General features: G+C 40.1%; 23 protein-coding genes. 11 read left to right on the top strand and 12 right to left on the bottom strand.

The window, feature by feature from the left end:
• Positions 1–62 precede the first annotated feature (62 nt).
• The 3 genes from R2S10_RS20980 to R2S10_RS20990 form a co-directional block, all read right to left on the bottom strand.
• Positions 63–1859 (bottom strand): ABC transporter ATP-binding protein, encoded by a 1797-nt coding sequence (locus R2S10_RS20980; protein ID WP_316842377.1) that lies wholly within the window; start codon positions 1857–1859, stop codon positions 63–65.
• Positions 1804–3540: an ABC transporter ATP-binding protein gene (locus R2S10_RS20985; protein WP_316842378.1), complete on the bottom strand. Its 1737-nt coding sequence runs from the start codon at positions 3538–3540 to the stop codon at positions 1804–1806. The genes R2S10_RS20980 and R2S10_RS20985 overlap by 56 nt, the downstream gene beginning before the upstream one ends.
• Positions 3541–3634: 94 nt before the next feature.
• Entirely contained in the window at positions 3635–4855 is a 1221-nt protein-coding gene (locus R2S10_RS20990; RefSeq protein ID WP_316842379.1) for an ABC transporter permease, read from the bottom strand.
• A 348-nt stretch (positions 4856–5203) separates the two neighbouring features.
• On the opposite strand from R2S10_RS20990, the gene R2S10_RS20995 reads away from it, so the two are divergent.
• On the top strand, positions 5204–6499 hold the full coding sequence (locus R2S10_RS20995) for a DUF1343 domain-containing protein (protein ID WP_316842380.1): 1296 nt from the start codon (positions 5204–5206) through the stop codon (positions 6497–6499).
• 25 nt (positions 6500–6524) lie between these two features.
• A complete protein-coding gene (locus tag R2S10_RS21000) occupies positions 6525–6743 on the top strand; it encodes a hypothetical protein (RefSeq protein ID WP_316842381.1) in 219 nt (72 codons plus the stop codon).
• Between the two features lie 32 nt (positions 6744–6775).
• Here R2S10_RS21000 and R2S10_RS21005 read toward each other — a convergent pair whose 3' ends face one another.
• Positions 6776–7831, bottom strand: a complete 1056-nt coding sequence (locus tag R2S10_RS21005) for a DNA topoisomerase IB (protein ID WP_316842382.1) — start codon at positions 7829–7831, stop codon at positions 6776–6778.
• Between the two features lie 60 nt (positions 7832–7891).
• On the opposite strand from R2S10_RS21005, the gene fmt reads away from it, so the two are divergent.
• Positions 7892–8800: a methionyl-tRNA formyltransferase gene (fmt, locus tag R2S10_RS21010; protein WP_316842383.1), complete on the top strand. Its 909-nt coding sequence runs from the start codon at positions 7892–7894 to the stop codon at positions 8798–8800.
• A gap of 20 nt (positions 8801–8820) precedes the next feature.
• Here the strand turns inward: fmt and R2S10_RS21015 are convergent, their stop codons facing one another.
• Together R2S10_RS21015 and R2S10_RS21020 are read right to left on the bottom strand one after the other, a co-directional pair.
• Entirely contained in the window at positions 8821–9660 is an 840-nt protein-coding gene (locus tag R2S10_RS21015; protein ID WP_316842384.1) for an aminotransferase class IV, read from the bottom strand.
• Complete coding sequence (locus R2S10_RS21020) at positions 9661–10692, bottom strand: RluA family pseudouridine synthase (protein ID WP_316842385.1); 1032 nt, start codon at positions 10690–10692, stop codon at positions 9661–9663.
• 345 nt (positions 10693–11037) lie between these two features.
• On the opposite strand from R2S10_RS21020, the gene R2S10_RS21025 reads away from it, so the two are divergent.
• Positions 11038–11913 (top strand): 1-aminocyclopropane-1-carboxylate deaminase/D-cysteine desulfhydrase, encoded by an 876-nt coding sequence (locus tag R2S10_RS21025; RefSeq protein ID WP_316842386.1) that lies wholly within the window; start codon positions 11038–11040, stop codon positions 11911–11913.
• On the opposite strand, the gene R2S10_RS21030 is transcribed toward R2S10_RS21025, so the two are convergent.
• From R2S10_RS21030 to R2S10_RS21050, 5 genes are all read right to left on the bottom strand, one after another.
• A complete protein-coding gene (locus tag R2S10_RS21030; protein WP_316842387.1) occupies positions 11910–12572 on the bottom strand; it encodes a DUF6266 family protein in 663 nt (220 codons plus the stop codon). The genes R2S10_RS21025 and R2S10_RS21030 overlap by 4 nt on opposite strands.
• Before the next feature lie 331 nt (positions 12573–12903).
• Positions 12904–13665, bottom strand: coding sequence for a Ku protein (locus tag R2S10_RS21035; protein ID WP_316842451.1), 762 nt, complete (start codon positions 13663–13665; stop codon positions 12904–12906).
• Between the two features lie 23 nt (positions 13666–13688).
• Positions 13689–13946: a hypothetical protein gene (locus R2S10_RS21040; RefSeq protein WP_316842388.1), complete on the bottom strand. Its 258-nt coding sequence runs from the start codon at positions 13944–13946 to the stop codon at positions 13689–13691.
• Positions 13947–13964: 18 nt separating this feature from the next.
• Positions 13965–16679 carry a DNA ligase D gene (gene ligD / locus R2S10_RS21045; RefSeq protein WP_316842389.1) on the bottom strand — a complete coding sequence of 905 codons (2715 nt, stop codon included), beginning with the start codon at positions 16677–16679 and terminating at the stop codon, positions 13965–13967.
• An 18-nt stretch (positions 16680–16697) separates the two neighbouring features.
• Complete coding sequence (locus R2S10_RS21050; protein WP_316842390.1) at positions 16698–16949, bottom strand: hypothetical protein; 252 nt, start codon at positions 16947–16949, stop codon at positions 16698–16700.
• A gap of 258 nt (positions 16950–17207) precedes the next feature.
• Between R2S10_RS21050 and R2S10_RS21055 the strand changes: the two genes are divergently transcribed.
• The 7 genes from R2S10_RS21055 to R2S10_RS21085 all read left to right on the top strand — a co-directional run bounded on the left by R2S10_RS21055 (position 17208) and on the right by R2S10_RS21085 (position 21533).
• Positions 17208–17528, top strand: a complete 321-nt coding sequence (locus tag R2S10_RS21055; RefSeq protein WP_316842391.1) for a metalloregulator ArsR/SmtB family transcription factor — start codon at positions 17208–17210, stop codon at positions 17526–17528.
• 1 nt (position 17529) lies between these two features.
• Positions 17530–17997: an SRPBCC domain-containing protein gene (locus R2S10_RS21060; RefSeq protein ID WP_316842392.1), complete on the top strand. Its 468-nt coding sequence runs from the start codon at positions 17530–17532 to the stop codon at positions 17995–17997.
• A 10-nt stretch (positions 17998–18007) separates the two neighbouring features.
• Positions 18008–18391, top strand: coding sequence for a DoxX family protein (locus R2S10_RS21065; RefSeq protein ID WP_316842393.1), 384 nt, complete (start codon positions 18008–18010; stop codon positions 18389–18391).
• Positions 18392–18395: 4 nt separating this feature from the next.
• Positions 18396–18962 carry a DUF4256 domain-containing protein gene (locus tag R2S10_RS21070; protein ID WP_316842394.1) on the top strand — a complete coding sequence of 189 codons (567 nt, stop codon included), beginning with the start codon at positions 18396–18398 and terminating at the stop codon, positions 18960–18962.
• An 18-nt stretch (positions 18963–18980) separates the two neighbouring features.
• Positions 18981–19565: a YdeI/OmpD-associated family protein gene (locus R2S10_RS21075; RefSeq protein WP_316842395.1), complete on the top strand. Its 585-nt coding sequence runs from the start codon at positions 18981–18983 to the stop codon at positions 19563–19565.
• A 232-nt stretch (positions 19566–19797) separates the two neighbouring features.
• Positions 19798–21129: an L-lysine 6-transaminase gene (lat, locus tag R2S10_RS21080; protein ID WP_316842396.1), complete on the top strand. Its 1332-nt coding sequence runs from the start codon at positions 19798–19800 to the stop codon at positions 21127–21129.
• Positions 21129–21533, top strand: a complete 405-nt coding sequence (locus tag R2S10_RS21085; RefSeq protein ID WP_316842397.1) for a hypothetical protein — start codon at positions 21129–21131, stop codon at positions 21531–21533. The genes lat and R2S10_RS21085 overlap by 1 nt, the downstream gene beginning before the upstream one ends.
• 34 nt (positions 21534–21567) lie before the next feature.
• On the opposite strand, the gene R2S10_RS21090 is transcribed toward R2S10_RS21085, so the two are convergent.
• Complete coding sequence (locus R2S10_RS21090; RefSeq protein WP_316842398.1) at positions 21568–22929, bottom strand: acyl-CoA dehydrogenase family protein; 1362 nt, start codon at positions 22927–22929, stop codon at positions 21568–21570.
• Positions 22930–22960 lie beyond the last annotated feature (31 nt).

Genomic DNA, 22960 nt, shown 5'->3' on the forward strand with positions numbered 1-22960 from the left:
TTATATATCAACAAGAAAGACGGGCAGAAATGTCCGTCTTTCTTGTAAACGAGAAACCTTGTCTAGCTTTTTCTTTTACCCTTCAGTAATAAGTCCATGGCATGATCCATCGTTCCTGCACGCGTCACTTCACCCGAGTTCACAAAGAAAATCTCGTCTGCATTCTCGATGGTATTTAAACGGTGCGCAATGATCACCAGTGTGGTTTCTTTAGGTAGTTTTTTCAGAATGGCACTGAGTAACTGTTCTGTAATCGTATCAATATTAGCCGTTGCCTCATCCAGAATCAACAACTCCGGATTGCGTAAAACTGCTCTCATGAACGCGATTAGCTGCTTCTGTCCTAAACTAATGTTATCAGAACCCGAAGTTACAGCGGTATCCAATCCATCTTCAAAAATGGCCAGTAAAGCATCCAGATTAGCTGCTCTGATCACTTCTTCCAACTGTTCATTCGTATAATCTTTATACTTACTATTGCCATAGAGAATATTATCCCTCACCGTTCCTGTAAACAAGAATGGTTCTTGCAGGATAAAACCAATTTTAGCTGCACGTTCTTCATGAGTATACGAACGGATGTCCTTGCCGCTAAGTAAAACCGTTCCTTCCGTAGCATCATATAAACGGGCAATTAAAGATGCCGTAGTTGTTTTACCACCGCCGGTAGGACCAATCAGTGCATAAGTCTTTCCTTTCTCCAGACTAAAGCTGATATCATGTAAAATTTCCTTACCGGCAGTATAAGAGAAATGGACTTTTCTAAACTCGAGCATTGCATTAGAAGTTTGCGTACTACCTTGCAGCTGTTGCAAATCGTTTTTCATGGATAAAATCTGCGAAATCCTATCCCAACCCGCCATAGCGACCTGGAAATTGGCCCATAAAGCTGCCAACTGTCTTAAAGGATTGTAGAAATTGGTCGCATAAGAAAAATAACTCACCAATAGTCCGATGCTAAACTGACCTATAGAAATCAGGTAAATCCCAAACAACAACACGATCAATTGGGCCATGCTGGACAGCAATCCATATACCGGCATTAAAATATTATTAGCCAGACCAGCAGCAATTGCCGTCTTATAATTTTGACGGTTTGCTTCATCAAATCTTTTTCGGAAATAATCTCTTCTGTTAAAGGCGATGATCACCTTAAAATTATTCAGACTTTCCTGAATCTCTGCACTCATTCCGCCAACGCTTTTCAGATTTGAAGCATTCCTTTTTTTTACCCATGGGGATACCAATGCGGTAAAGATCAGGATCAGTAATGCTGGAACCAAGGCTGCAGCACCAAGCTCAAAATTGATCATCAATAAAAAAATCCCGGCACCGGTCATCGTCACAATACTACCAATAAACTGCATCAGCGACTGAGAAAAAAACTGATTGATCTTATCCGTATCATTGTTCACTCTGGAGATCAGGTCACCTGCTTTATTCTCATTAAAAAAGGCAACAGGAAGTTCCTGAAGTTTATTAAATACTGCATTACGCAGCGTGTACAACATCCGTTGTCCCACACCACCCATCAATTTTGTCTGCAAATATCCGGTGATAAAAGCCAGCAAATACATTCCCAGTATGATTCCGGTGAAGACCAGTACACCATGATAATTTTTGGTTCGTATATAGGCATCGATGGTATGGCCAATCATTAGCGGTCCTAACAACAGCAAGCAAGAATTCAAAAGAATAATCCCTGAAGCGATCCATAGTCTTTTCTTTTCTTCAGAAATTAATTGAATCAGTTTTTTTAAGGCCTGAAAAGTCGACTGCTTCTCTTCCTGGCCGGTATGCTGATTAAGATTGTAATTCATAATTGCTGGTACTCTGTTGTGAGTTAAAAATTTGGACATACTCCGGACTGGTTTTCATCAGTTCCTCATGTTTCCCTTGCGCTACGATTTCGCCCTGCATCAACACAATCACCTTATCGTAATGTGCTACTGCGGCAATCTTCTGCGTTACCGACAATAAAGTGATGCCTGGGTAATTCTGCTGCACATTTTCTAATATTCTCTTTTCGGTATGGTGATCCACACGGGAAGTAAAATCATCCAATAGCAAAACCTTAGGATTTACAGCCAATGCCCTGGCGAGCATGATGCGCTGTTTTTGTCCACCGGAAAGGTTAGATCCCCGCTCGGAAACAATAGTATTCAGCTGATCCGGTAAAGCACTGATAAAATCATACAATTCGGCAGTTGCAATTGCTTTTTCCAGCGACTGATCTGTTACGGTATCACTAAATGCAATATTCTCACGAATGCTCATGTTAAAGATAATGCTGTCCTGGAACACAAAACCGACCTGTTGATGAAAAGCTTCGGGGTTATAATCCTTAATATCATGTCCATCAAAACGAACCTCCCCACTATCTGGAAGGATCAATCCAGTAAGGATATACAGCAATTGTGATTTCCCTGCTGCTGTTGGGCCAATGATCGCGGTTTTAGAACCTGCGGCTAAATCAAAAGAGATATTTTTTAAAGCGGGCTTCTGTCCATAAGACACAGAAACATCTTTCATTTCGATTGCTCCTTTTAACAACTCGTTGATTTTACCTTCTGCCGGACTTTCGGCTAGATTCAATACCCCTTCTATACGTTTATAAGAAGTGGTAGCCTGCGCAATCACGTTACTCATGAAACCGATCACCAAAATCGGAAAAATCAGTAAGCTCAGGTAACTGTTAAAGGCAGCAAACTCTCCTAAGGACATTGTTCCCTGGATCACAAAATGCCCTCCTAATGCCAAAATTGTTAATCCTGCCATGTTGGCGACAAAAATAATCAGTGGAATTAAGCCTGCAAATAAGCTCAAAATTGCTAGACCAAGATCTCTCGCCTGTGAATTTGCAGCTAAAAACTTGCTATATTCCAATTGCTGGGAATTGATCACACGAATCAATGCCGCGCCCAATATACTTTCATTGATCACTTTATTGAGCCAGTCGATCACCTCCCTGCTCTTTTTAAACAAGGGTTTTACCTTATTCAACACCAGATAAAATGCCGTTCCAATAATCGGTACAATGGCGATTACTGCTAGAGCCAATCGCCAGTTTAAACCCAGCAACAGGATACTCGCACCTACAATCAGGAAGATTGAAGAAGCTATAGAAACAATGGCTTGCGACACAAATGACTTAATCGCATCCACATCGGTGGTCAGGTTGGTCAGTAGTTTTGAAGGATTTGCTTTTTCTATATATGCATGACTTTGGCGGGAAATCTGATCAGAAAGCTGCGTTCTCAGATCTTTAGCCACCCTTTCAGAAGCATAAGTCTGCACCACACTTTGTAAATACGTGAAAATGAAAATCAACAGGATCGCTCCTGAAAACTCAATCAGCACCGGCTTGATCAAAAAGGTCCCTGCTGTATAGGCATCTATCCCATTCGCAATCAATTTAGGCAACAGTAAGTTGACTCCATTACTCAGCAATGCGAGGAAGATCAGCAAATATATCATTCCACGATAAGGCTTCAGCAGACTAAAAACACTAGATTTTTTCTCTTTTACTGTTGCTTTCATATTTCAATTTCCTCTATTTGTAAGGTCATAAAGACCTCAAAATCCTATATTTTCAATACAAGTACTGAAGGTTACCTAAATCTGTTCAAACAGCTTACTTGAACCTGATTGCTTTCAATGGAGAGATTTTGCTCACCAATAAAGAAGGAATGATCAGTACCACAAAACAGATCACTACAATTCCTATGTTCAGAACCAAAACATCCACAAAATGAAGCTCCACAGGCACGTAGGACAAGTAATAAGAACCCTGATCTAATTTAAATACGTGGGTGTATTTTTGAATAAAGCCCAACCCTAATCCGAGGATATTCCCTAACAACAGGCCAATACCTACCAGATATACCGCATTGTATAGAAAAATCTTGATGACACTAAGATCTGTCATTCCAAAGGCTTTCAGCATACCGATCATATTAGTACGTTCCAGAATCATAATGAGCAAGGCAGTAATCATATTGATCACCCCTACAATCATCATCAGAATAAGTAATACCCTGGTATTGACATCCAGTAAGGAAAGCCAGGTAAAGATGGCTGGAAAAAATTCAGATACAGATTCCGACCTGAGGTTTACCTCCAGGTTATCATAGATCCCTGTTGAGACTTCCTTTAATTTGGAAAAATCCTTGATTCTGATTTCTAATCCACCAATTTCATTAGGCTCCCAATTATTTAGTCGACGAATCACATTTAGGTCGCCCAATACAAATCCTTTATCTATTTCTTCTACACCAACCGCATAAATTCCTACAATTTTAAATTTTCGATTTCTTGGCGGATCCTGAACAAAGTACATGATAAAATCATCCCCGGTTTTCAGCTTCAATCGGTTCGCAGTGAATTGAGAGATCATGATCTCTTTCATCGCCTTGGCGCTATCGGCAAAATTGATCACCTCCCCACTTTGCAAATGGCTTTTAATATAATCCCAATTGAAAGTTTTATCTACTCCTTTAAAATTGATTCCCTCTACCTCATCATTCACCGCGATGATGGCGGGCTTTGTTGCATACGGTTGGAAAAATGCTACATTAGGGTTTGCCTTTAAATGCTCGATAGTTTCCTGTCCGGGAACAAAAGGCGTTTGCTCAAAAGAATTGTTGAGGTCAAACTTGAAGATCCTTACATCACCGATGTAGCCCCTTACCTTTTCCTGAATCTCTGTTTTAAATCCTTTAATGATGGCTATGGAAAGCATCATGACCGCTAAACTGAGCATTACGCCTACAATGGCAATGCGAACGATCAGCTTAGAAAAAGTACGCTCAGATTTAATGGCTATACGCCTCGCTATGAAATATTCTATGTTCAAACTTTTGCTATAAATAGTGACTTAGCAAAAATACGCCTACTGCATTTTTACAGCGATAAAGTTGCAACTTTTATGTGAATTTCTCGCCTTTAAATATCAGGTCGCTTAAGTCCTGATTACCAGCTGACATATCAGACAACATATCAAGATATCTAAATATCAAAACACCTAAATATCCAGACACATTTAAATCTTTATCATAATGATGCATATACATCTTTATGACCATGATACCTACATACCTTTAGCTACATAACATCTAGCTATCTTTACATCCAACCAATTTAGATACCTCATTTTTGTTATCTTTAGCCTTCTATAACAAAGCGATCACTAAATAATTTCCCAATGAAAACATCCCGCTCCTCCTTTCTTTTAATCGCAGGTTTGAGCCTGAACTTAGCCGCCTGTGCAGCGGGCCATCGGACAACAACTGCTCCTGTAACTTCAACAAGTACGAAAGCAATAGAAAATAAGGTGAAAGAAAAACCGCTAAGTAAGACCAAAGTTCAAGAAAACGAGATCCGTACCGGAGCAGAGCAAACGGAAAAATATCTACCCTATCTGCAAGGCAAACGTGTAGGTATGGTGGTGAACCCAACCTCTATTATTGGTAAAGAAACCACAGTAGACAGCCTGCTGAAACTAGGAGTTAACATTGTAAAAATATTTGGCCCGGAGCATGGATTCAGAGGGAACGCCAGTGCCGGCATCCATGTAAACGATGCGATAGATACCAAAACAGGGATCAAAGCAGTTTCATTATACGGGAAACATTCAACCCCGACTAAAGAAGAACTGTCAGATGTAGACATCATGATTTTTGACATCCAGGATGTAGGCGTTCGTTTTTACACCTATATCAATACCTTGCAACATGTAATGGAGGCATGTGCCGCACAAAACAAAGAAGTGCTGATTCTGGATCGTCCAAATCCCAACGGTTTCTATATCGATGGTCCTATTCTGGATCCGAAATTAGTTTCAGGAATCGGCCTGCAACCTATCCCAATTGTCCACGGACTTACCGTTGGAGAATATGCCCAAATGCTGAATGGAGAAGGCTGGTTAAAAAATAAGCTGAAATGCAAAATCAAAATCATTAAGGTAGCCAACTACAACCATGACCTTCCTTATGAACTCCCTGTAAAACCATCACCTAATCTGAATACAGCGCAATCTATATTGCTATACCCAACAACCTGCCTATTTGAAGGCACTTATTTAAACCACGGTCGCGGGACATTATTTCCTTTCATCATTCTTGGCGCTCCCGCATTAAAAGGGAAGTACAGCTTTAGCTTTACACCAAAAAGCATCAAAGGAATGGCAGAAACGCCATTACATCAGAATAAGATCTGCTATGGACTAGACCTGAGAAACTATGATACAGAGAAAATCCGCAGCGCAAAAGCCTTAAACTTAAATTGGCTAATCGAATTGTATCAGGCTTACCCTAATAAAGCCGACTTCTTTAACTACAAACTCAGCAATCAAATGAATAATTTTGATAAACTGGCTGGTGATTCTAGTCTGCGGTTGCAAATCATTGCTGGGAAATCTGAAAAAGAAATCCGTGCCAGCTGGGAACCCGGTTTAACGCGTTATAAAACAATGCGCAAGAAGTACTTGTTATATCCTTAACAATTAAACCTTCTTAAAATACCTGATGATGAATAGCGAAGCCAAAAAGAAAAGCGATAAACCGAGCAGCAATTATGAAGAGGAAATTCCAAAAGATAAAGTCCCTGAAGGTGATAAAGTCGTAAAGAAACCGGAAGATCAAGACTATCGAAAAGAAGAAGCTCAGTTTAAAAACCCGGCTAAAGAAAGAGAAGAAGGTGAGCAACCTGTTCATCCGATTAAAAAAGCACCAAAAGAATCATAAAATCAGCTACATAAAAACAGGCCCTGAACAATTCAGGGCCTGTTTTTTTTCATTGCTTTCAAGAACTGCATTAGCACCTTTTCCTGTAATTTCAATCCTTCAATTGTATTCAACTGATCTAAATTTATCCTTTTCAGATATTTTCCGAGCTGATCATTTTCATAAGCTTCCAGCAGGAGCGGGTAAACATAGGCACTTTTACAAACAGCCCTTGTATTTCCCAATTTTGCGGCTACAGCATCCAATACCTCTACAATCACCTTCTTTTTAGGCTTTTCAGCAGCAGGATCTTCTGCACAACAAACCGCCAGCTGGCGCATTGCTTCCAGCGTTCCTCCCCAGGTACGAAAATCTTTAGCTGTAAAATCCTCTCCAGTGATCTCTTTAATATAATTGTTTAGCTTTCCAGAGTCGATAGTCTGACGTTCTTTTCCTGCGGTATAGTATTGAAACAAATCCTGGCCAGGAATTTCTTTACACTTTTGAACCATTCTGGCCAGGGTTTTATCTGTTAAACTCAGTTCTTGCTGCACACCTTTTTTGCCGATAAAGCACAACATTAAATGATTCCCATTAATTTTTACGTGTTTATTTTTAAGGGTACTGAGTCCATAACTGCCATAAAGCTGCTGGTAAACTGCATTTCCGACTCGGATTAATGTTTTTTGCATCAGTTGTACACAAATGGCAAGGACTTTTCTCTCGTCCAGATCCTTCCGTTTCAGATCTCTGGCGATCTTTTTTCGGGCAGTAGGCAATACTTTTCCAAAATCCAACAGTCTGAAGTACTTGCGATCCGAACGCCTCGAGGTCCATTCTACATGGTATCGGTATTGTTTTCTTCCTGCCAGATCGATACCTGTGGCTTGTAGATATCCATTTTTACGTGGCGAGATCCATACCTCCGTCCAGGCGGGGGGAAGCACTAAATGCTGAATCCTTTCCAAATCCGATAAATCCGTAATCCGGTTCCCGGCTTTATCTTCATAATGAAAATTCCCGGGCTTCCCTTTTCTGTATATCCCAGGTTTAGCGTCAGTTACGTACACCAAACCAATAGTTTTCAGTTCTTCTAGCGTCTCTACCATATAATTGAATAAAATAAGCGGGAGATTATTTGTTATTTTTGTCCTCTAAAACAATGGACAATGAGATTAGTTTTTATGGGTACGCCCGATTTTGCCGTAGCTTCTTTAAATGCTTTAGTAGAAGCAGGATTTAATGTAGTGGGGGTAGTTACTGCTGCCGACAAGCCTGCCGGAAGAGGTCAGAAGCTTCAGGAAAGTGCCGTAAAACAATACGCTGTGGCCAAAGGATTAAAAGTACTGCAACCTTTAAAGCTGAAGGACCCAGAATTTATTCAGGAATTAAAAGACTTACAGGCAGATTTACAAGTGGTGGTTGCTTTCCGTATGTTGCCGGAGATGGTTTGGGATATGCCTGCCAAAGGAACCATTAACCTTCATGCCTCTTTATTGCCACAATACCGTGGTGCTGCCCCAATCAATCATGCCATTATCAATGGAGAAAAAGAAAGTGGTGTGACTACCTTTTTCCTGAAACATGAAATCGATACAGGCGACATTATCTTCTCTGAGCGCGTTGCCATTGGCGAAGACGAAACTGCTGGAGAATTACATGATCAACTCATGAACGTAGGCGCAGGCCTATTGGTGAAGACTGTAAAAGCAATTGAAGAAGGAAATTATAAAGAACAGGCACAAGTTCAAAGCGATTCGTTAAAACATGCGCCAAAGATATTTAAAGAACATTGCCTGATTGACTGGGATCAACCAGCAAAAACCGTTTACAATCTGATCCGTGGATTGAGTCCATATCCTACTGCCTATACTAAACTGGGTGATAAAAACCTGAAAATATTTAAAGCAGAACTGGACAATGAAATGCCGGACATTGCAACAGGTAAATTTCTGTCGGACGGAAAAACCTATTTGAAATTCGCCGCCAAAGACGGCTATATCAAGTTGACGGATCTTCAATATGAAGGTAAAAAACGGATGACTGTAGAAGAATTTTTAAGGGGTATGCGTTTGTAACCCCTTACGCTTCTTTTCTTTTACATTTCATTCAATCTGGCACTCAGGTATTTTGAAATTTCATTAAAATAACGTTTCCTGCCATATCCCATTACCCATCTGATGCCTCCGGTAGCATTGGTGATGAAGACCTCTTCGGCCTCCTTCAATACTTCCGGGTTAATCTGAGCTTCGGTTAATGGGATATTATGAGTTTTAGCCATTCCCATTACCACACTACGCATCACGCCGGCAATACAACCTTCAGACAATGCAGGTGTGTAAATCTGCTTGTCGTACACCACAAAAATATTGGAACTGATGCTCTCGCATAGAAATCCCTGCTGATTTAAGATAAAAGCCTCATCCAGGTTATATTGTTTCTTATACAAACCAGCCATTACAAAAAGTAAAGAATTGGTAGTTTTATAATTAGAAAGCTTATTTACCGGCTTGGTGATTTCATCATAAACATCAACGATCAATCCTTTTTTATTTAGCTCATAGGTACTTTGAGGAAGCGCGGAAGCTTCCAGCACATAGCCGGACTTGTTGCTATCCGGAGTATACAAACCTGAACCATCTCTGTAAACTGACAATCGAAAACGTACATTATCCTTCAGTTTATTTCTTTTACAGAGTTCTGCTGTTTTCTGCTTCAAGAAATATTCATCCATCAGGGTAGCGCCATCCATCTTTAAAGCTTTCATCCCTGCCTTTAGGCGATCGGCATGTAACTCTGCAAATTTAAGCTTCCCATTGTTCATACGCATCGATTCAAATAAGCCATCACCATATCTGAACGCCCGGTTTTCCACCCCAATCACAGGGTGGTTTGCCGCTACGAACTCGCCATTATGTAAAATATATTCTTGCTGCATTTACGAAGGCTCCACGATATAGTTTCTCCATTTGTTCAATACCGAATCAAAATCAGCTGGCAAAGGTGCCTCAAATTCCATATATTCCTTAGTCGTAGGATGGATGAAACCTAAAGTCTGTGCATGTAAAGCCTGACGAGGAATCATGTTAAAGCAATTCTGTACAAACTGTTTATATTTATTAAAGGTGGTTCCTTTTAAGATTTTATCACCTCCATAATTGGTGTCATTAAATAATGGATGTCCGATGTGTTGCATATGCGCTCTGATTTGGTGTGTACGGCCCGTTTCCAGCTGACAACTGATTAGGGTTACATAACCTAAACGCTCCAAAACCGAATAATGTGTCACCGACCACTTACCTTTTTCTTCATCATCGTATACATCCATCACAATTCTGTTCTTCAGACTGCGACCAATATATCCTGAAACGGTACCATTTTCTTCGATATCCCCCCATGCCATCGCGATGTATTTACGGGTAATGCTATGGTCGAAAAACTGTTTCGCCAATTTAGTCATGGTGATTTCGTTTTTACTGATCAACAACAAGCCAGAAGTATCTTTATCGATGCGGTGAACCAAGCCTGGTCTGCCGTCATTCCCTGGTAATTGTGGTAAATTTTCAAAATGGTAAGCCAATGCATTCACCAATGTTCCGGTGTAATTGTTAAATCCAGGATGTACTACCATTCCCGCAGGTTTATTAACTACTAACAAATCAGCATCTTCATAAACAATATCCAATGGGATATTTTCCGGATAAACTTCCGTATCTCTTGGCGGATGTGGGAACACGATAGAGATTTCATCTTCCGGTTTCACCTTGTAACTCGCCTTAATTGTAGCTTTGTTAACCAACACATTCCCAGCCTCTATAGCATTCTGAATACGGTTACGGGAAGCATTTTCCATACGCCCCATTAAAAACTTATCTACCCTTAATAAAGACTGTCCTTTATCAACAACAATATTAAAATGTTCGTATAAATCCTGCTCTTCTAATTCCTGCACCTCGTTGCTATTTTCCATGAAATCTATGTCTGTTTGTGATTAGTAAAGCCATCTTTGACAACTTTCCCTACTGCAAAACTAATCTTTAACAATTACATAATTGAAAAAAAATAATTTGGTCTGCTTTTTGATAACAGGCTTAGCAATTACCAACTGCATTTTTTTAACGTGATATCCGTGTTTACACGCTTAAAACGGTGGTTAAACTTGCTACGAACCCAGGTTTTTAACTTTAATTTCAGGATTATGAAAAACTTTACTGCAAACGTTAAGATCATTCTAAACTTCTTCCCTTACTTATTAAGGATCATCTATTTTAAGCCATAATCAATCGCTAAAAAAAAGGCCCTTATATTTGTAACCATGTTTACAGATATCTATAGCCCAGTTGAGCCGTTAAAACATCCACATCTTTCCGAACTTTGGATCAAAAGAGATGATTTAATTGACCCTTATATTTCAGGCAATAAATGGCGTAAATTAAAGTATTTACTCTCAAAAGCCCATGCAGCAAATCAGCAGCACCTGGTAACTTTTGGTGGTGCTTATTCCAATCACCTACTCGCCACAGCCGCAGCTGCATCAAAGGCGGGGTTAAAAGCTACTGCTTTTGTAAGGGGAGAACCTGTAAAAAATGAAATGTTGATGTTGTGCCAACTATTTGGGATGACCCTGATTTTTGTGGATAGGGAAAGTTACAAGCATAAAACCGAATTATTTCAGCAATATTTTGGCCAGGATACCGATGCCTTTTTTATCGATGAAGGAGGTGCAAGCATGGAAGCTGTAACCGGCTGTGCGGAGATCATTAACGAACTACCAAAGGATATTGATCATATTTTTTGCGCTGCAGGCACTGGTACTACCGCAGCAGGATTATTACATGGCATCCATCAACAAGGCTTAAAAACTACTCTACATGTGGTACCAGCGCTAAAAGGCGGTGATTTTATCGCAACCGAGATTTTCAATTATCTGGGTCATACAGATCAATTGATTCTACACACTGATTATCATTTTGGAGGATATGCGAAAACCAAACCTGAGCTAATTGATTTTATGAAAACCTTTGTACGCAATCAGGGGATATTGATTGATCCGGTATACACTGCAAAAATGATGTACGCCATCTACGACCTTGCCGAAAAGGATTACTTTAAAAAAGACGCTAAAATCATTGCCCTTCATACCGGCGGCCTCATGGGCATCCTTGGGATGAAAGACAAATTTGTTTTTTAAAGGTAAACTCTACCCGTATAAATGCTATCGGATATCCTCCTTCTATCATCAGAAATAAAGGAGATATACGTTTCTACAAAATCATCTTCAGGATTGACCTCTTTATAATCTGCCATGGGCGTTACAAACAACTCATCTTCCCCTACTTTTCTTCGGTTTCCACTTAAAGTAAAAGAAGTATGTTTCAGGTTGGGATGATAAGCAAGCATCATCACCTGATCTCTTTCATATTTTAAGTCCAGTTCCGCAGGTACCGTCCATTGAAATCTCAAATTTGGATATACATACTCAACCACTGGCTGTTCTGCTAATGGTAAATCTCCTTTACTTAACATCAGCTGACTATAATCCATTTCGAAATTCGGGTGTTCACCGCTGATGACTTCTTTAATAATCCAGGAGGTTGCCAAATTCTGTGCTGTTTTTCCCGTTCCTTCTGCGGCAATCCGGTAACCTACATTAATAAATTCCTGCATTTGAGAGATCAACTCCCTACCCATCTGAAATTTATGATTCACTTCACGCTGTCCCTGCGTTCTTGGTTTATTTGATTTTATAGGCAAATTACGAACGCAATCCGTACCTAGCCTTACATAACCAACCACGTTTCCAACTTTTCCTATAAAGGTTCCAAATGGACCACCTGTTACTCTTCCCATAATGACAAATCTATTTGATTAACAACTACTTGAAGTTAATAAAAATTAACTACTGATCCATATATAATTTAATTATATAATTGCTTTTACCCTGATATTCTGTTGCTATTCTTTTGATCAGCCAAAAGAGCAGCAAAACAAAAGCAAAAGAATAGCAAAACAAGAGCAAAACAAGAAGGCCATTTGAAGCACAGTTTATCAGCAGGATTTCCGATGAATATCCATTAAAAAACAAAAAAATAAATTTTAACATTAAGTTAAGCACCCGAATACTGTTTAACTTAAACAGTAGGTGTTTTTTTAGCTATAGATGAATAAATTTTGAGCTATATCATGCCCTATTCAGGCTTTCCAGTAGCTGATCATATAAATCTGCAGTACCTACAGGTTTAGGCTTGATCTTTTTAACCGTTGCCCGTTTTCCCTGGGCTTTCGCTTTAATGATCTTTAACAATTCTTTTGAATAGTCATTTTTAAAGCTATCTATGTTAAATGGAGCAGCATATTGTTTGATCAAGGCCATCCCCAGAGCGAGTTCCTTTGGCTTAATACTGACGTCTTCTTTCAGTTTAATGTCTTTGGTAGCGCGTATTTCTTCCTGAAAACGAATCTTCGTTACGACAATAATTCCATCCATTGGATGGAGTACACAGAGGTTTTCATGGTTACGCAATACAAAACGACCTACGCCGGCTTTTTTAGATTTCATGAGAGATTGCAATAACAAGGCATATGCTTTTTTGCCTTGGGCATCAGGCTGGGTATAATAAGAAGTTTCATAATACACCGGATTAATATCTCCCAGATCTACGAAATTCTCAATCTCTATCACCTTAGTTTTCTCAGGCTTAACCTCTTCAAAGTCATGCTCATTCAATACGATATAGCGATCTTTCAAAAAGTAACCTTTTACGATTTGGTCGAAAGGCACTTCTTTCTGTGTTTTCTCGTTTATTCTTTTAAATTTAATGTTGGCATGGTCTCTTTCATCCAGCATATCTAAATCCAGACTACTACTCTGCACTCCTGAGAATAGTTTCACAGGAATATTCACCAAACCAAATCCAATTGCGCCTTTCCAAAGAGACCTCATCATCAAATGATTAAAATATATACTTATTCGGGTTTATTCAAATAATACTGATCAATCTGTTCGCCAATCTGATCCAGTAATTCTTTGGCAATTAATCCTTCTGCACACCAGACTTTAGCTTCTGCTATTTCCTCTCTCCAGACCAGGCCAATTGAGGTTTGCTGATCGAACAACTCATACTTAGGCTCTTCCCGATCAGGAATCACCAATAACCTTTCCCATTGACCTTCTATGAGCACCTGAATATCAAATGGCTCCCAAGGTTCCTCTATCTTTCCCATTGCTGTTCAGTTTTGATCCTATTCCAATAACAGCCCTGCATTTTTATTGTTTTTAATTATGGCCCTGAGGTCAATTCCTTTTCCCAATACCGGCTTAAAAATATCTCCCATTTCATTTGCTCTGGCAACCGCATTGAAAATCGTAAAATCCTTCATCTGCAAGCCTTTTTTCAGTTCCTCCCAGTGTAAAGGCATGGAAACCGTAGCACCGGGTTTTGGACGAAGTGAATAAGGAGCGGCGATTGTTGCCTGATACCTGTTTTGCAAGAAATCAAGATACATTTTCCCTTTCCGTTTCGCAACTACCCGCTCCAGACTAGTGAACTTAGGCAGCTCCCGATTTACGAGTGTGACAATTATTCTGGCAAATTCCTTACTCTGCTCATAGGTATATTGATTTCCCATAGGGATGTAAATGTGCAAACCTGTAGATCCACTGGTTTTACAATACGATGCAACCCCCATCTCCTCCAAAACAGCCTTAGTAACCTGGGCAGCCTCAATGACTTGCTCAAAAGAATTTTTATCAGGATCCAGATCTATGATACACCAGGTTGGGTAATCCGGCTTCTGAATCGTACTGCTCCATGGATGTAATTCAATACAGCCCAAATTTGCCATATAAAGCAAAGTTGCCTCATCATCACCTACAACGAAGTGCTTATCGCTATCATCTCCTTCAGTATGGTATAAATAAGTTTTCACCCATTCAGGCACTTTCCCCGTGACATCTTTCTGGTAAAAACTCCCTCCAGTAATCCCATCAGGATAACGGTTTAATGACTGTGGCCGATCTAGCAGATAGGGCAATATAAAAGGAGCAATCTGGTCGTAATAATTGATCATATCACGTTTAGTGACCTTCTCTATTGGCCAGTATATTTTATCCAGGTTCGTGAATTTTAAAGCATGTCCTTTGATTTTTATCTGCTGCGTGTCCTCATCCGGATTTAGTAAAAATTCAGCAGCGTGCTTACCTGCTGCTTTACTGCCTGTTTTTTCTTTCATTGCTTTCTTGTTTTTTGTAGAAATCCGTTCGTCCTTAGCTATTGCCTTTTCCAATACCACTTCTTCCGCGGCTTTGTCCTCCCTCATTCCCTCAAAAGAAGGATGCCTCATTAACCCTTCTGTAGTCATTTCTGTAAAACTGACTTCACAAATAAGTTCAGGTTTCAACCAGGTGGCAGTTACTTTAGGCGCTTGATACCGGAATGGATTGGCCTTATTCACATCTGGTTCAGTGGCGAAGCTACATTCCTCCACAATCAATGGCTGAAACTGCTCCATGAGTTCATTTTGGGTTTTCAGACTGAAGCCAGTCCCGATCTTCCCGGTATAACGTAGCTTACCTTTCTCAAAAACACCTACCAATAAGGAACTAAATGGCTTTGGACTTCCTTCATTTTTACTGAACCCAGCAATGATTACCTCCTGCCGCTGATTGCTCTTGATTTTCAGCCAATCTGCATTTCGATTTCCGCTCTGGTATAAGCTATCTATACGTTTTGCAAGGATACCTTCCAACCCAGCACGTTTCGCCGCATCAAGAAAAGCAATTCCTGAAGTTTCAAAATCCTGACTCAGTAGAATTGGAGATTGGGAAGGGACAACTTCCGCAAGTATTGCTTTCCGATCCAGTAAAGGCAGCCCCCTTAAATCATAACCATCATACCAAAGGATATCAAATACGTAGTACCTCAATTCCCCATCAGCTTCGCTACGCCAATTCTGTAAAGCCCCAAAGTTTGCAGTACCATTTTTATTTAAAACCACAACCTCCCCATCAACAACCGCCTTAATCCCCCATTCCTTCAATGCCTGATAAATGGGATAAAATTTATCCTTGTAAGATTGGTCATTACGAGATTTTAATTTTACATTGCTTTTTTGGAGAAAAGCAAGGGCACGATAACCGTCCCATTTGACTTCATAAAGCCAGCCTGGTTCGTCAAAAGGTTCATCCAGTAAGGTGGCTAGCATGGGTTTAACTTTATCAAAAAAAGGAGTTTTAACACCCTTTTTCATCAGTTTCTGCAATTGATGTCCCGCAGGTTCAATGCTAGAGGCTTCATCCTTCAATGCTTTGGTTATTTTCTCAGCTTTGGGATCTGCTGATTTTTGCTTCGGCCGAATCGTTTTTCCATAAACCTGATCCGGCTGTTTTTCCATTTGCGCAATGCTCTTCCCCGAGATCACCGACTTATCTTTTAAAAGGACATCTGTTGTTTTCGCATATTGATCATCTAACTTCATCAATAGCCAACTATTATCCCCCTTGCCATAAGCTTTTACCAGGGCAAACGCACCTTTTAGTTTTTTTCCATGGAGTATGAACTTGAGCTTTCCCTCATGTAATTGATCGAGAAGCTCCTTTTCCTGTTTTTTCAAATCTTCGGATTCCAGATCAAAAGGAGCATATGTGCCTTCATCCCATACGATCACTGTGCCGCCACCGTATTGTCCTTTAGGGATAATCCCTTCAAAACTACGGTAATCGTAAGGGTGATCCTCCACCATCATTGCCAGGCGCTTAATTTCGGGATCTGTTGATGGGCCTTTAGGTACTGCCCAGCTTTTCAGGACACCTTCGATTTCTAAGCGGAAATCATAATGAAGATGGGAAGCATCGTGTTTCTGAACTACAAAATGTAAAGCCTTCCCTGTTCCCTTCCCCCCTGTTGGTTCAGGTGTATCTTTAAAAGAACGCTTCTTCTTATACTCCCTAAGTCCCATCTTTTCTTCTTTGACTTATTAAATATTAGAATGATCTACTACCTGCTCGCTCAGTTTTCGTCCCTCCAGAGCCATACCAATGTTGATAAGAAATCTTGGAGCCACATGGTGATGGTCGGCTGAGCGCCAGGCACCAGATTGGGCAATGATGAAAAAATTTGCACCATTTGGATATCGAATCCGCATTCCATGCTTTCCCTGATAATTTTCAGGCTTAGCATCCAGGTGTAACAACACCCCTGTTCCAGGTTCTTTTACTTCAATTTGCATAAATATTGAATTGAGTTAACACCTTTATTCCAGTTACCTTAATTCCTAAAAACAAGCACCTAAGGGAATAGTTTCTCAAAGATTCGATTTTGACAATGCATCCATTTATCCAGCTAACGATGTGATGAGCAAAACAGAAACAAACAACATCAAACTGATTCACAAGCAAATAACCACAAGCAGGTCTAAATAAAAAGTTTCAGAAATATTTGCGTAGTTGAATAACTACACTTAAATTAGTAGTCAAATGACTACGTAATGAATTTAAGAAGAGACGTGTTTCAAGCCATAGCAGACCCGACTAGGAGAGCCATCCTCGTCCTGCTGGCTTCGCAATCCATGAGTGCCGGGGCCATTGCTGCCAATTTTGATACTGCCAGGCCAACAGTTTCGAAACACCTGCAAATACTCACTGAATGTGAATTGCTAAAACAAGAGCAAAATGGCCGGGAAGTTCACTACCATATCAATCCAGATAAAATGAAAGAGGTTGCCGATTATATTGAACCATTCCGCAAAATGTGGGAAGAGCGATTCAACAAATTAGAAAACATTATGAAAACTTATAAAAGCAAATAAGATGGAACAGAAAACGAAAATCAATGCCGAAGATGGCAAACAGGATTTAGTGATCAGCAGGGAATTTGACCTTCCTTTGGACTTACTTTTCAGAGCCTATGTAGATCCCGAAATTGTGGCACAATGGATGGGAACCAAAGTGGTTAAACTAGATAGTACGAATCATGGCAGCTATAAATTTGAAACCAGCGATGCTACAGGAAATGTAGTATTTCAGGCCAATGGAGTGATTCATCAGTGTATTCCAAACCAAAAGATCACGCGGACATTTGAGATGGAAAACGCTCCGTTTGAAGTACAGCTGGAATTCTTATCATTTGAAAAGCTTACAAATGACACCAGTAAACTCGACATCCATATCATTTATAAATCGGTTGCAATCAGAAACCAAATGATGAAAATCGGTTTTGCTCCAGGCTTGAATATGGCTCATAATAGATTGCAGGAAATTGTTAGCAAATTAAAATAACCGATCTCAGATGGAAAAGAGAAATAAAATCATTTATTGGATTGCTACATTATGGCTGGCCTTAGGAATGGCTTCCACAGGAATAGTACAATTGCTAAAAGTAAAAGAGGAAGTCGCTAATATTACACAATTAGGCTATCCGCTGTATTTTCTAACGCTGCTAGGGATTTGGAAAATTTTAGGGGTAGTCACCATACTTATTCCTAAATTTACTTTACTAAAGGAATGGGCTTATGCCGGTTTTTTCTTTGCCATGTCGGGAGCAATATTTTCACAGCTTGCGTCGGGTAATCCCTTGAACAAAATATTCCCTTCCTTATTATTGCTCCTGCTGACTGTAATATCCTGGTATTTCAGACCGGCGGACAGGAAGATCATTTCAGTTAAATTATAAAAATATGGATCACAATAAAAAGCTGTTGTCCACCGAACAACGCGAAGAATTACTAAAAACATTGAAAGTGCGTTTTGAGAAAAACAAGAACCGTCATAAAGGCTTGGAATGGGATAAAGTACAAGCAAAGCTGGATGCTCATCCTGAAAAACTATGGTCGCTAGACGAGATGGAGATCAGTGGTGGCGAACCTGATGTAGTTGGCTATGACCAAAAGACTGAGGAATACATTTTCTATGATTGTTCTGCCGAAAGCCCTAAAGGCCGTAGGAGTACTTGTTACGATTATGAAGCCCTGGAATCCAGGAAAGAGCATAAACCTGCGAATAATGCAATTGATATGGCCACTGCCATGGGCATTGAGATTTTAACAGAGGAGCAATACCGGGAATTGCAGCAACTTGGAGCCTTTGATTTGAAAACCTCTAGCTGGCTAAAAACACCAGCAGAGATCAGAGCGCTTGGTGGTGCCATATTTGGAGATCGTCGTTACGATCATGTTTTTATGTATCACAATGGTGCGCAATCTTACTATGCCGCCAGGGCGTTCCGAGGTTCATTAAGGGTTTAACATTTTTGATTCAAACTTATGATGAATCCTCAGGTAGATTTTTATTTTAATGAGGCCAAAAACTGGTCGGAAGAGCTGGCACAACTGAGAATGATCGTTCTTGATTGCGGACTTACCGAAGAATTGAAATGGGGCAGTCCTTGTTATAGTTTTCAGGAAAAGAACATCGTATTGATACATGTGTTCAAGGAATATTGTGCGCTTTTGTTTTTTAAAGGCGCTTTATTAAACAATGCCCATGGCATTTTAATTCAACAAACGAAGAATGTACAGGCAGCGCGCCAGATTCGCTTCAAAAATACACTGGAAATTATTGAACAGAAAGCCATATTGAAATCCTATATCTATGAAGCTATTGAAGTAGAGAAAGCAGGTTTGAAAGTGGATTTAAAAAAGACCACCGAATTCGCCATGGCGGAGGAGTTTAAACGTAAATTAACAGAGATCCCTGCATTGAAGACTGCTTTCGAAGCATTGACACCTGGAAGACAACGCGCTTACTTACTTTACTTCTCTGCAGCCAAACAAGCTAAAACACGGGAGTCAAGAGTAGAAAAGCACCTACCTCAAATTCTCAATGGCAAAGGATTAAATGAGGAGTAGGATAAAAACTGTAGCACAGTAAAAGCGCTCCTAAGAGAAGCCAGAAAAGAGTAAAAAAAGAGCAGATCTCTTAAAATAAATTACCAACATTTGTTAGACCAAAAGTCAATCCATACCAAAATCATACTTTAAACTGTTTAAAGTATGATTTTACGTTTTCCTTCCAAAAACCGCCTGCACTTGTTTCTTTGGCACATTTTGTTAAATTTGATTACACCAAAATATAGAATTTATGTATGAACTTACTGTAGGCCCGGGTCAGGTTAAAGAGACTTTAAGCAAACATATTTTAGCGGATGGCTACGACCTCACCTATGACATGGAGAAAAGCCAGGGAGCGTATATTTATGATTCAAAATACAATCGGAATTTACTGGATTTCTTTACTTGTTTTGCTTCTGTTCCCCTGGGATATAATCATCCTAAAATGATTAATGACGAAGCCTTTAAGAAAAGTTTATTATTGGCTGCATTGTCTAATCCATCCAACTCAGATGTGTATACACAACAGTATGCTCAGTTTGTAGATACCTTTTCTAAGATTGGAATTCCGTCCTATCTTCCTCATGCTTTTTTCATTGCTGGTGGTGGTTTAGCTGTCGAGAATGCAATAAAAGTAGCGATGGATTGGAAAGTTCAAAAGAACTTTGCCAAAGGGTATAAAGATGAAAAAGGTTTTAAAGTACTTCATTTTGAGAAAGCCTTTCATGGACGTACGGGCTATACGCTCAGTTTAACAAATACATTGCCCGATAAGACCAAGTGGTTTGCAAAGTTCGACTGGCCAAGGGTATCGGTGCCTACAGTCAGATTCCCTTTACAGGATGAAAACTTAAAGACGGTAATCTCGACAGAAGAAGCCTCTATAGCTCAGATTAAACAAGCTTTTGCTGCAAACAAAGATGAGATCTGTGCGATCATTGTAGAGCCAATCCAATCGGAGGGTGGCGACAACCATTTGCGGGAAGAGTTTCTAATTCAATTGAAAACGCTTGCCGATGAGAATGAAGCCTTTTTGATTTATGATGAGGTACAAACTGGTGTAGGACTAACTGGTAAATTCTGGTGTCACCAACATTATAGTGAAAAAGCACGCCCTGACATTCTTGCCTTCGGTAAGAAAATGCAGGTATGTGGAATTCTGGTTGGGGATAAAGTAGACCAGGTAGAAAACAATGTATTCCATGTTCCTTCGAGAATCAACTCTACCTGGGGCGGTAATCTGGTAGATATGGTACGTTCTACTCAAATTTTACAAATCCTGGAGGAAGATCAGCTATGCGACAATGCGACAGTAGTAGGTCAGTATTTGAAAGAAAATCTGGAGCAGTTTGCTCAAAAACACGATAAGATGAGCAATGTAAGAGGAAAAGGCTTACTTTGTGCTTTTGACTTCCCAAGCAAAGAAATGCGCAATGCTTTCGTTCAAAAAGGAATGGAAAACAATGTGATGTTTCTTGGTTGCGGCAACCAGACCATTCGTTTCAGACCATCGCTCTGTATAGAGAAAAAGCATATTGATGAAGGAATGGAAGTCATGAGTAAAATTTTACCAAGTTTATAATGCGTAATAAAAAGTTTAATATTTTTCTGAGTATACTGATTTTAGTGCTGTTGGGATGGATGATAAAAGGCACCTTTAGCCAACCGGGGATTGACGATCTGAAAGGAGAGTTTACCGAAGTTGCTCATTACCGGAACGAAAACAATACTGGTCCCATCCAACATGTATTTGCCGTGACGGTAAAAGATACGATCTGGTCTGAAATGGAGACTTATGGTAATTTCAAACCCCATCATAAAGGGGGTAATACCAAGGTTTATTTCTTCATGAAAGGTACCGCGGTTCCAAATCAGTTAGGCCCGGGGAAATTAAACTTTGACCCTTCTTATAATGCTACTTGTATTGCCCTTTACGAAAAAAGCGCAATGGGCAATACAAGTTTAACCAAGTATCCTTTTAAATAGTGCCCCATTTATCCGGACTCCTATTATTTTTAATTTAGACAAAAGCAGAAAAACCGGTGATGGCCCTACCTACGATTAAGGTGTTGATCTCTTTGGTTCCTTCATAAGAGTAGATGGCTTCGGCATCTGCCACGAAACGCGCCACATCATACTCCAGTAAAATACCATTTCCACCCATCACTTCTCTTGCCCTGCTTACCACATCCCGGGTCCGCATAGAACAAAACACCTTTGCTAAAGAAGCATGCTCGTCAGTCAGCAGGTTTTGATCCTGAAGTTGCGACAGGCGGAAGCAAAGGGTTTGCATGGCGGTCAGGTTAGACAACATTTCTACCAGGTGATTTTGTATCAATTGAAAAGAAGCGATAGGTTTACCGAATTGCTTCCTGGTGCGGGTATAATGTAAAGCACTCTCATAGGCTCCTCTAGCGCAGCCTACGGCCTGCCAGGCCACTCCTGCTCTGGTCATCTTTAACACCTTAGCGGTATCTTTAAAGGAATTTGCATTTTGCAGGCGATCTTCTTCATCTACTTCGCAATTGGTTAGTGTGATCAATCCATTCTGTACGATCCTAAGCGCCATTTTATCCATCATTTTCTCGACGGCAAAGCCCTTGCTCCCTTTTTTAATGAGGAAACCTTTTACTTCCTGATCTTCCAGATCTCTTGCCCAGATGATCGTGACATCAGAAAAAGGCGCATTGCCAATCCATTTCTTTTGCCCGTTTAAAATCCATTTGTTACCCTGACGTTTCGCGGTGGTCGTTAATCCCCCTGCTACTCCAGAGCCAACCTCCGGTTCCGTTAACCCAAAAGCACCGATTGTTTTCATTTGCTGCATATCTGGCAACCATTGTTCTTTTTGCGCTTCTGAGCCTAACAAATAGATAGAACCCATCGCCAACCCGCTTTGCACGCCAAAAAAAGTAGACATAGAAGTATCTACTCTGGCCATTTCCATCGCGAGGATGCCTTCCATTAAGTTTGATTTATTTGGACAACCATAGCCTTTATAGGTGAGGCCGCAGATATTGAGTTCAGCTATTCCAGGGATCAGCTCGAAAGGGAATTCTGCTTTCAGCCAGTATTTATTGACCACAGGTTTCACTTCTCTTTCCAGGAATTCTCTTACTTTAAGTTGTAAAGCGCGGTCTTCTTCTTTTAGGGCTTCATCACCGAGGTGGTAAAAATCACCTTCAATTGGCGGAAGCTCCCGTTGTTTATGCGGTGTTCCAATCATTTTCATGAGTCCCTGCAATTGTGTTTCATCAAGATTGGATACCGAATCTACAATTTTAGTCAGGTCGACCTTTTTAGAGAGGGCTTCCAGTTTCTGGAAGTCTACACTTTTGAAAAGCGTGTAGGCATTTTTGAGGGAAGAAAAGATATTCGCCATATTTTGCTGTTTCTATTAAAAACAGCAAAAA

Origin of the sequence: Pedobacter gandavensis (genome assembly GCF_032678745.1) — a bacterium.
GTDB lineage: Bacteria > Bacteroidota > Bacteroidia > Sphingobacteriales > Sphingobacteriaceae > Pedobacter > Pedobacter gandavensis_C.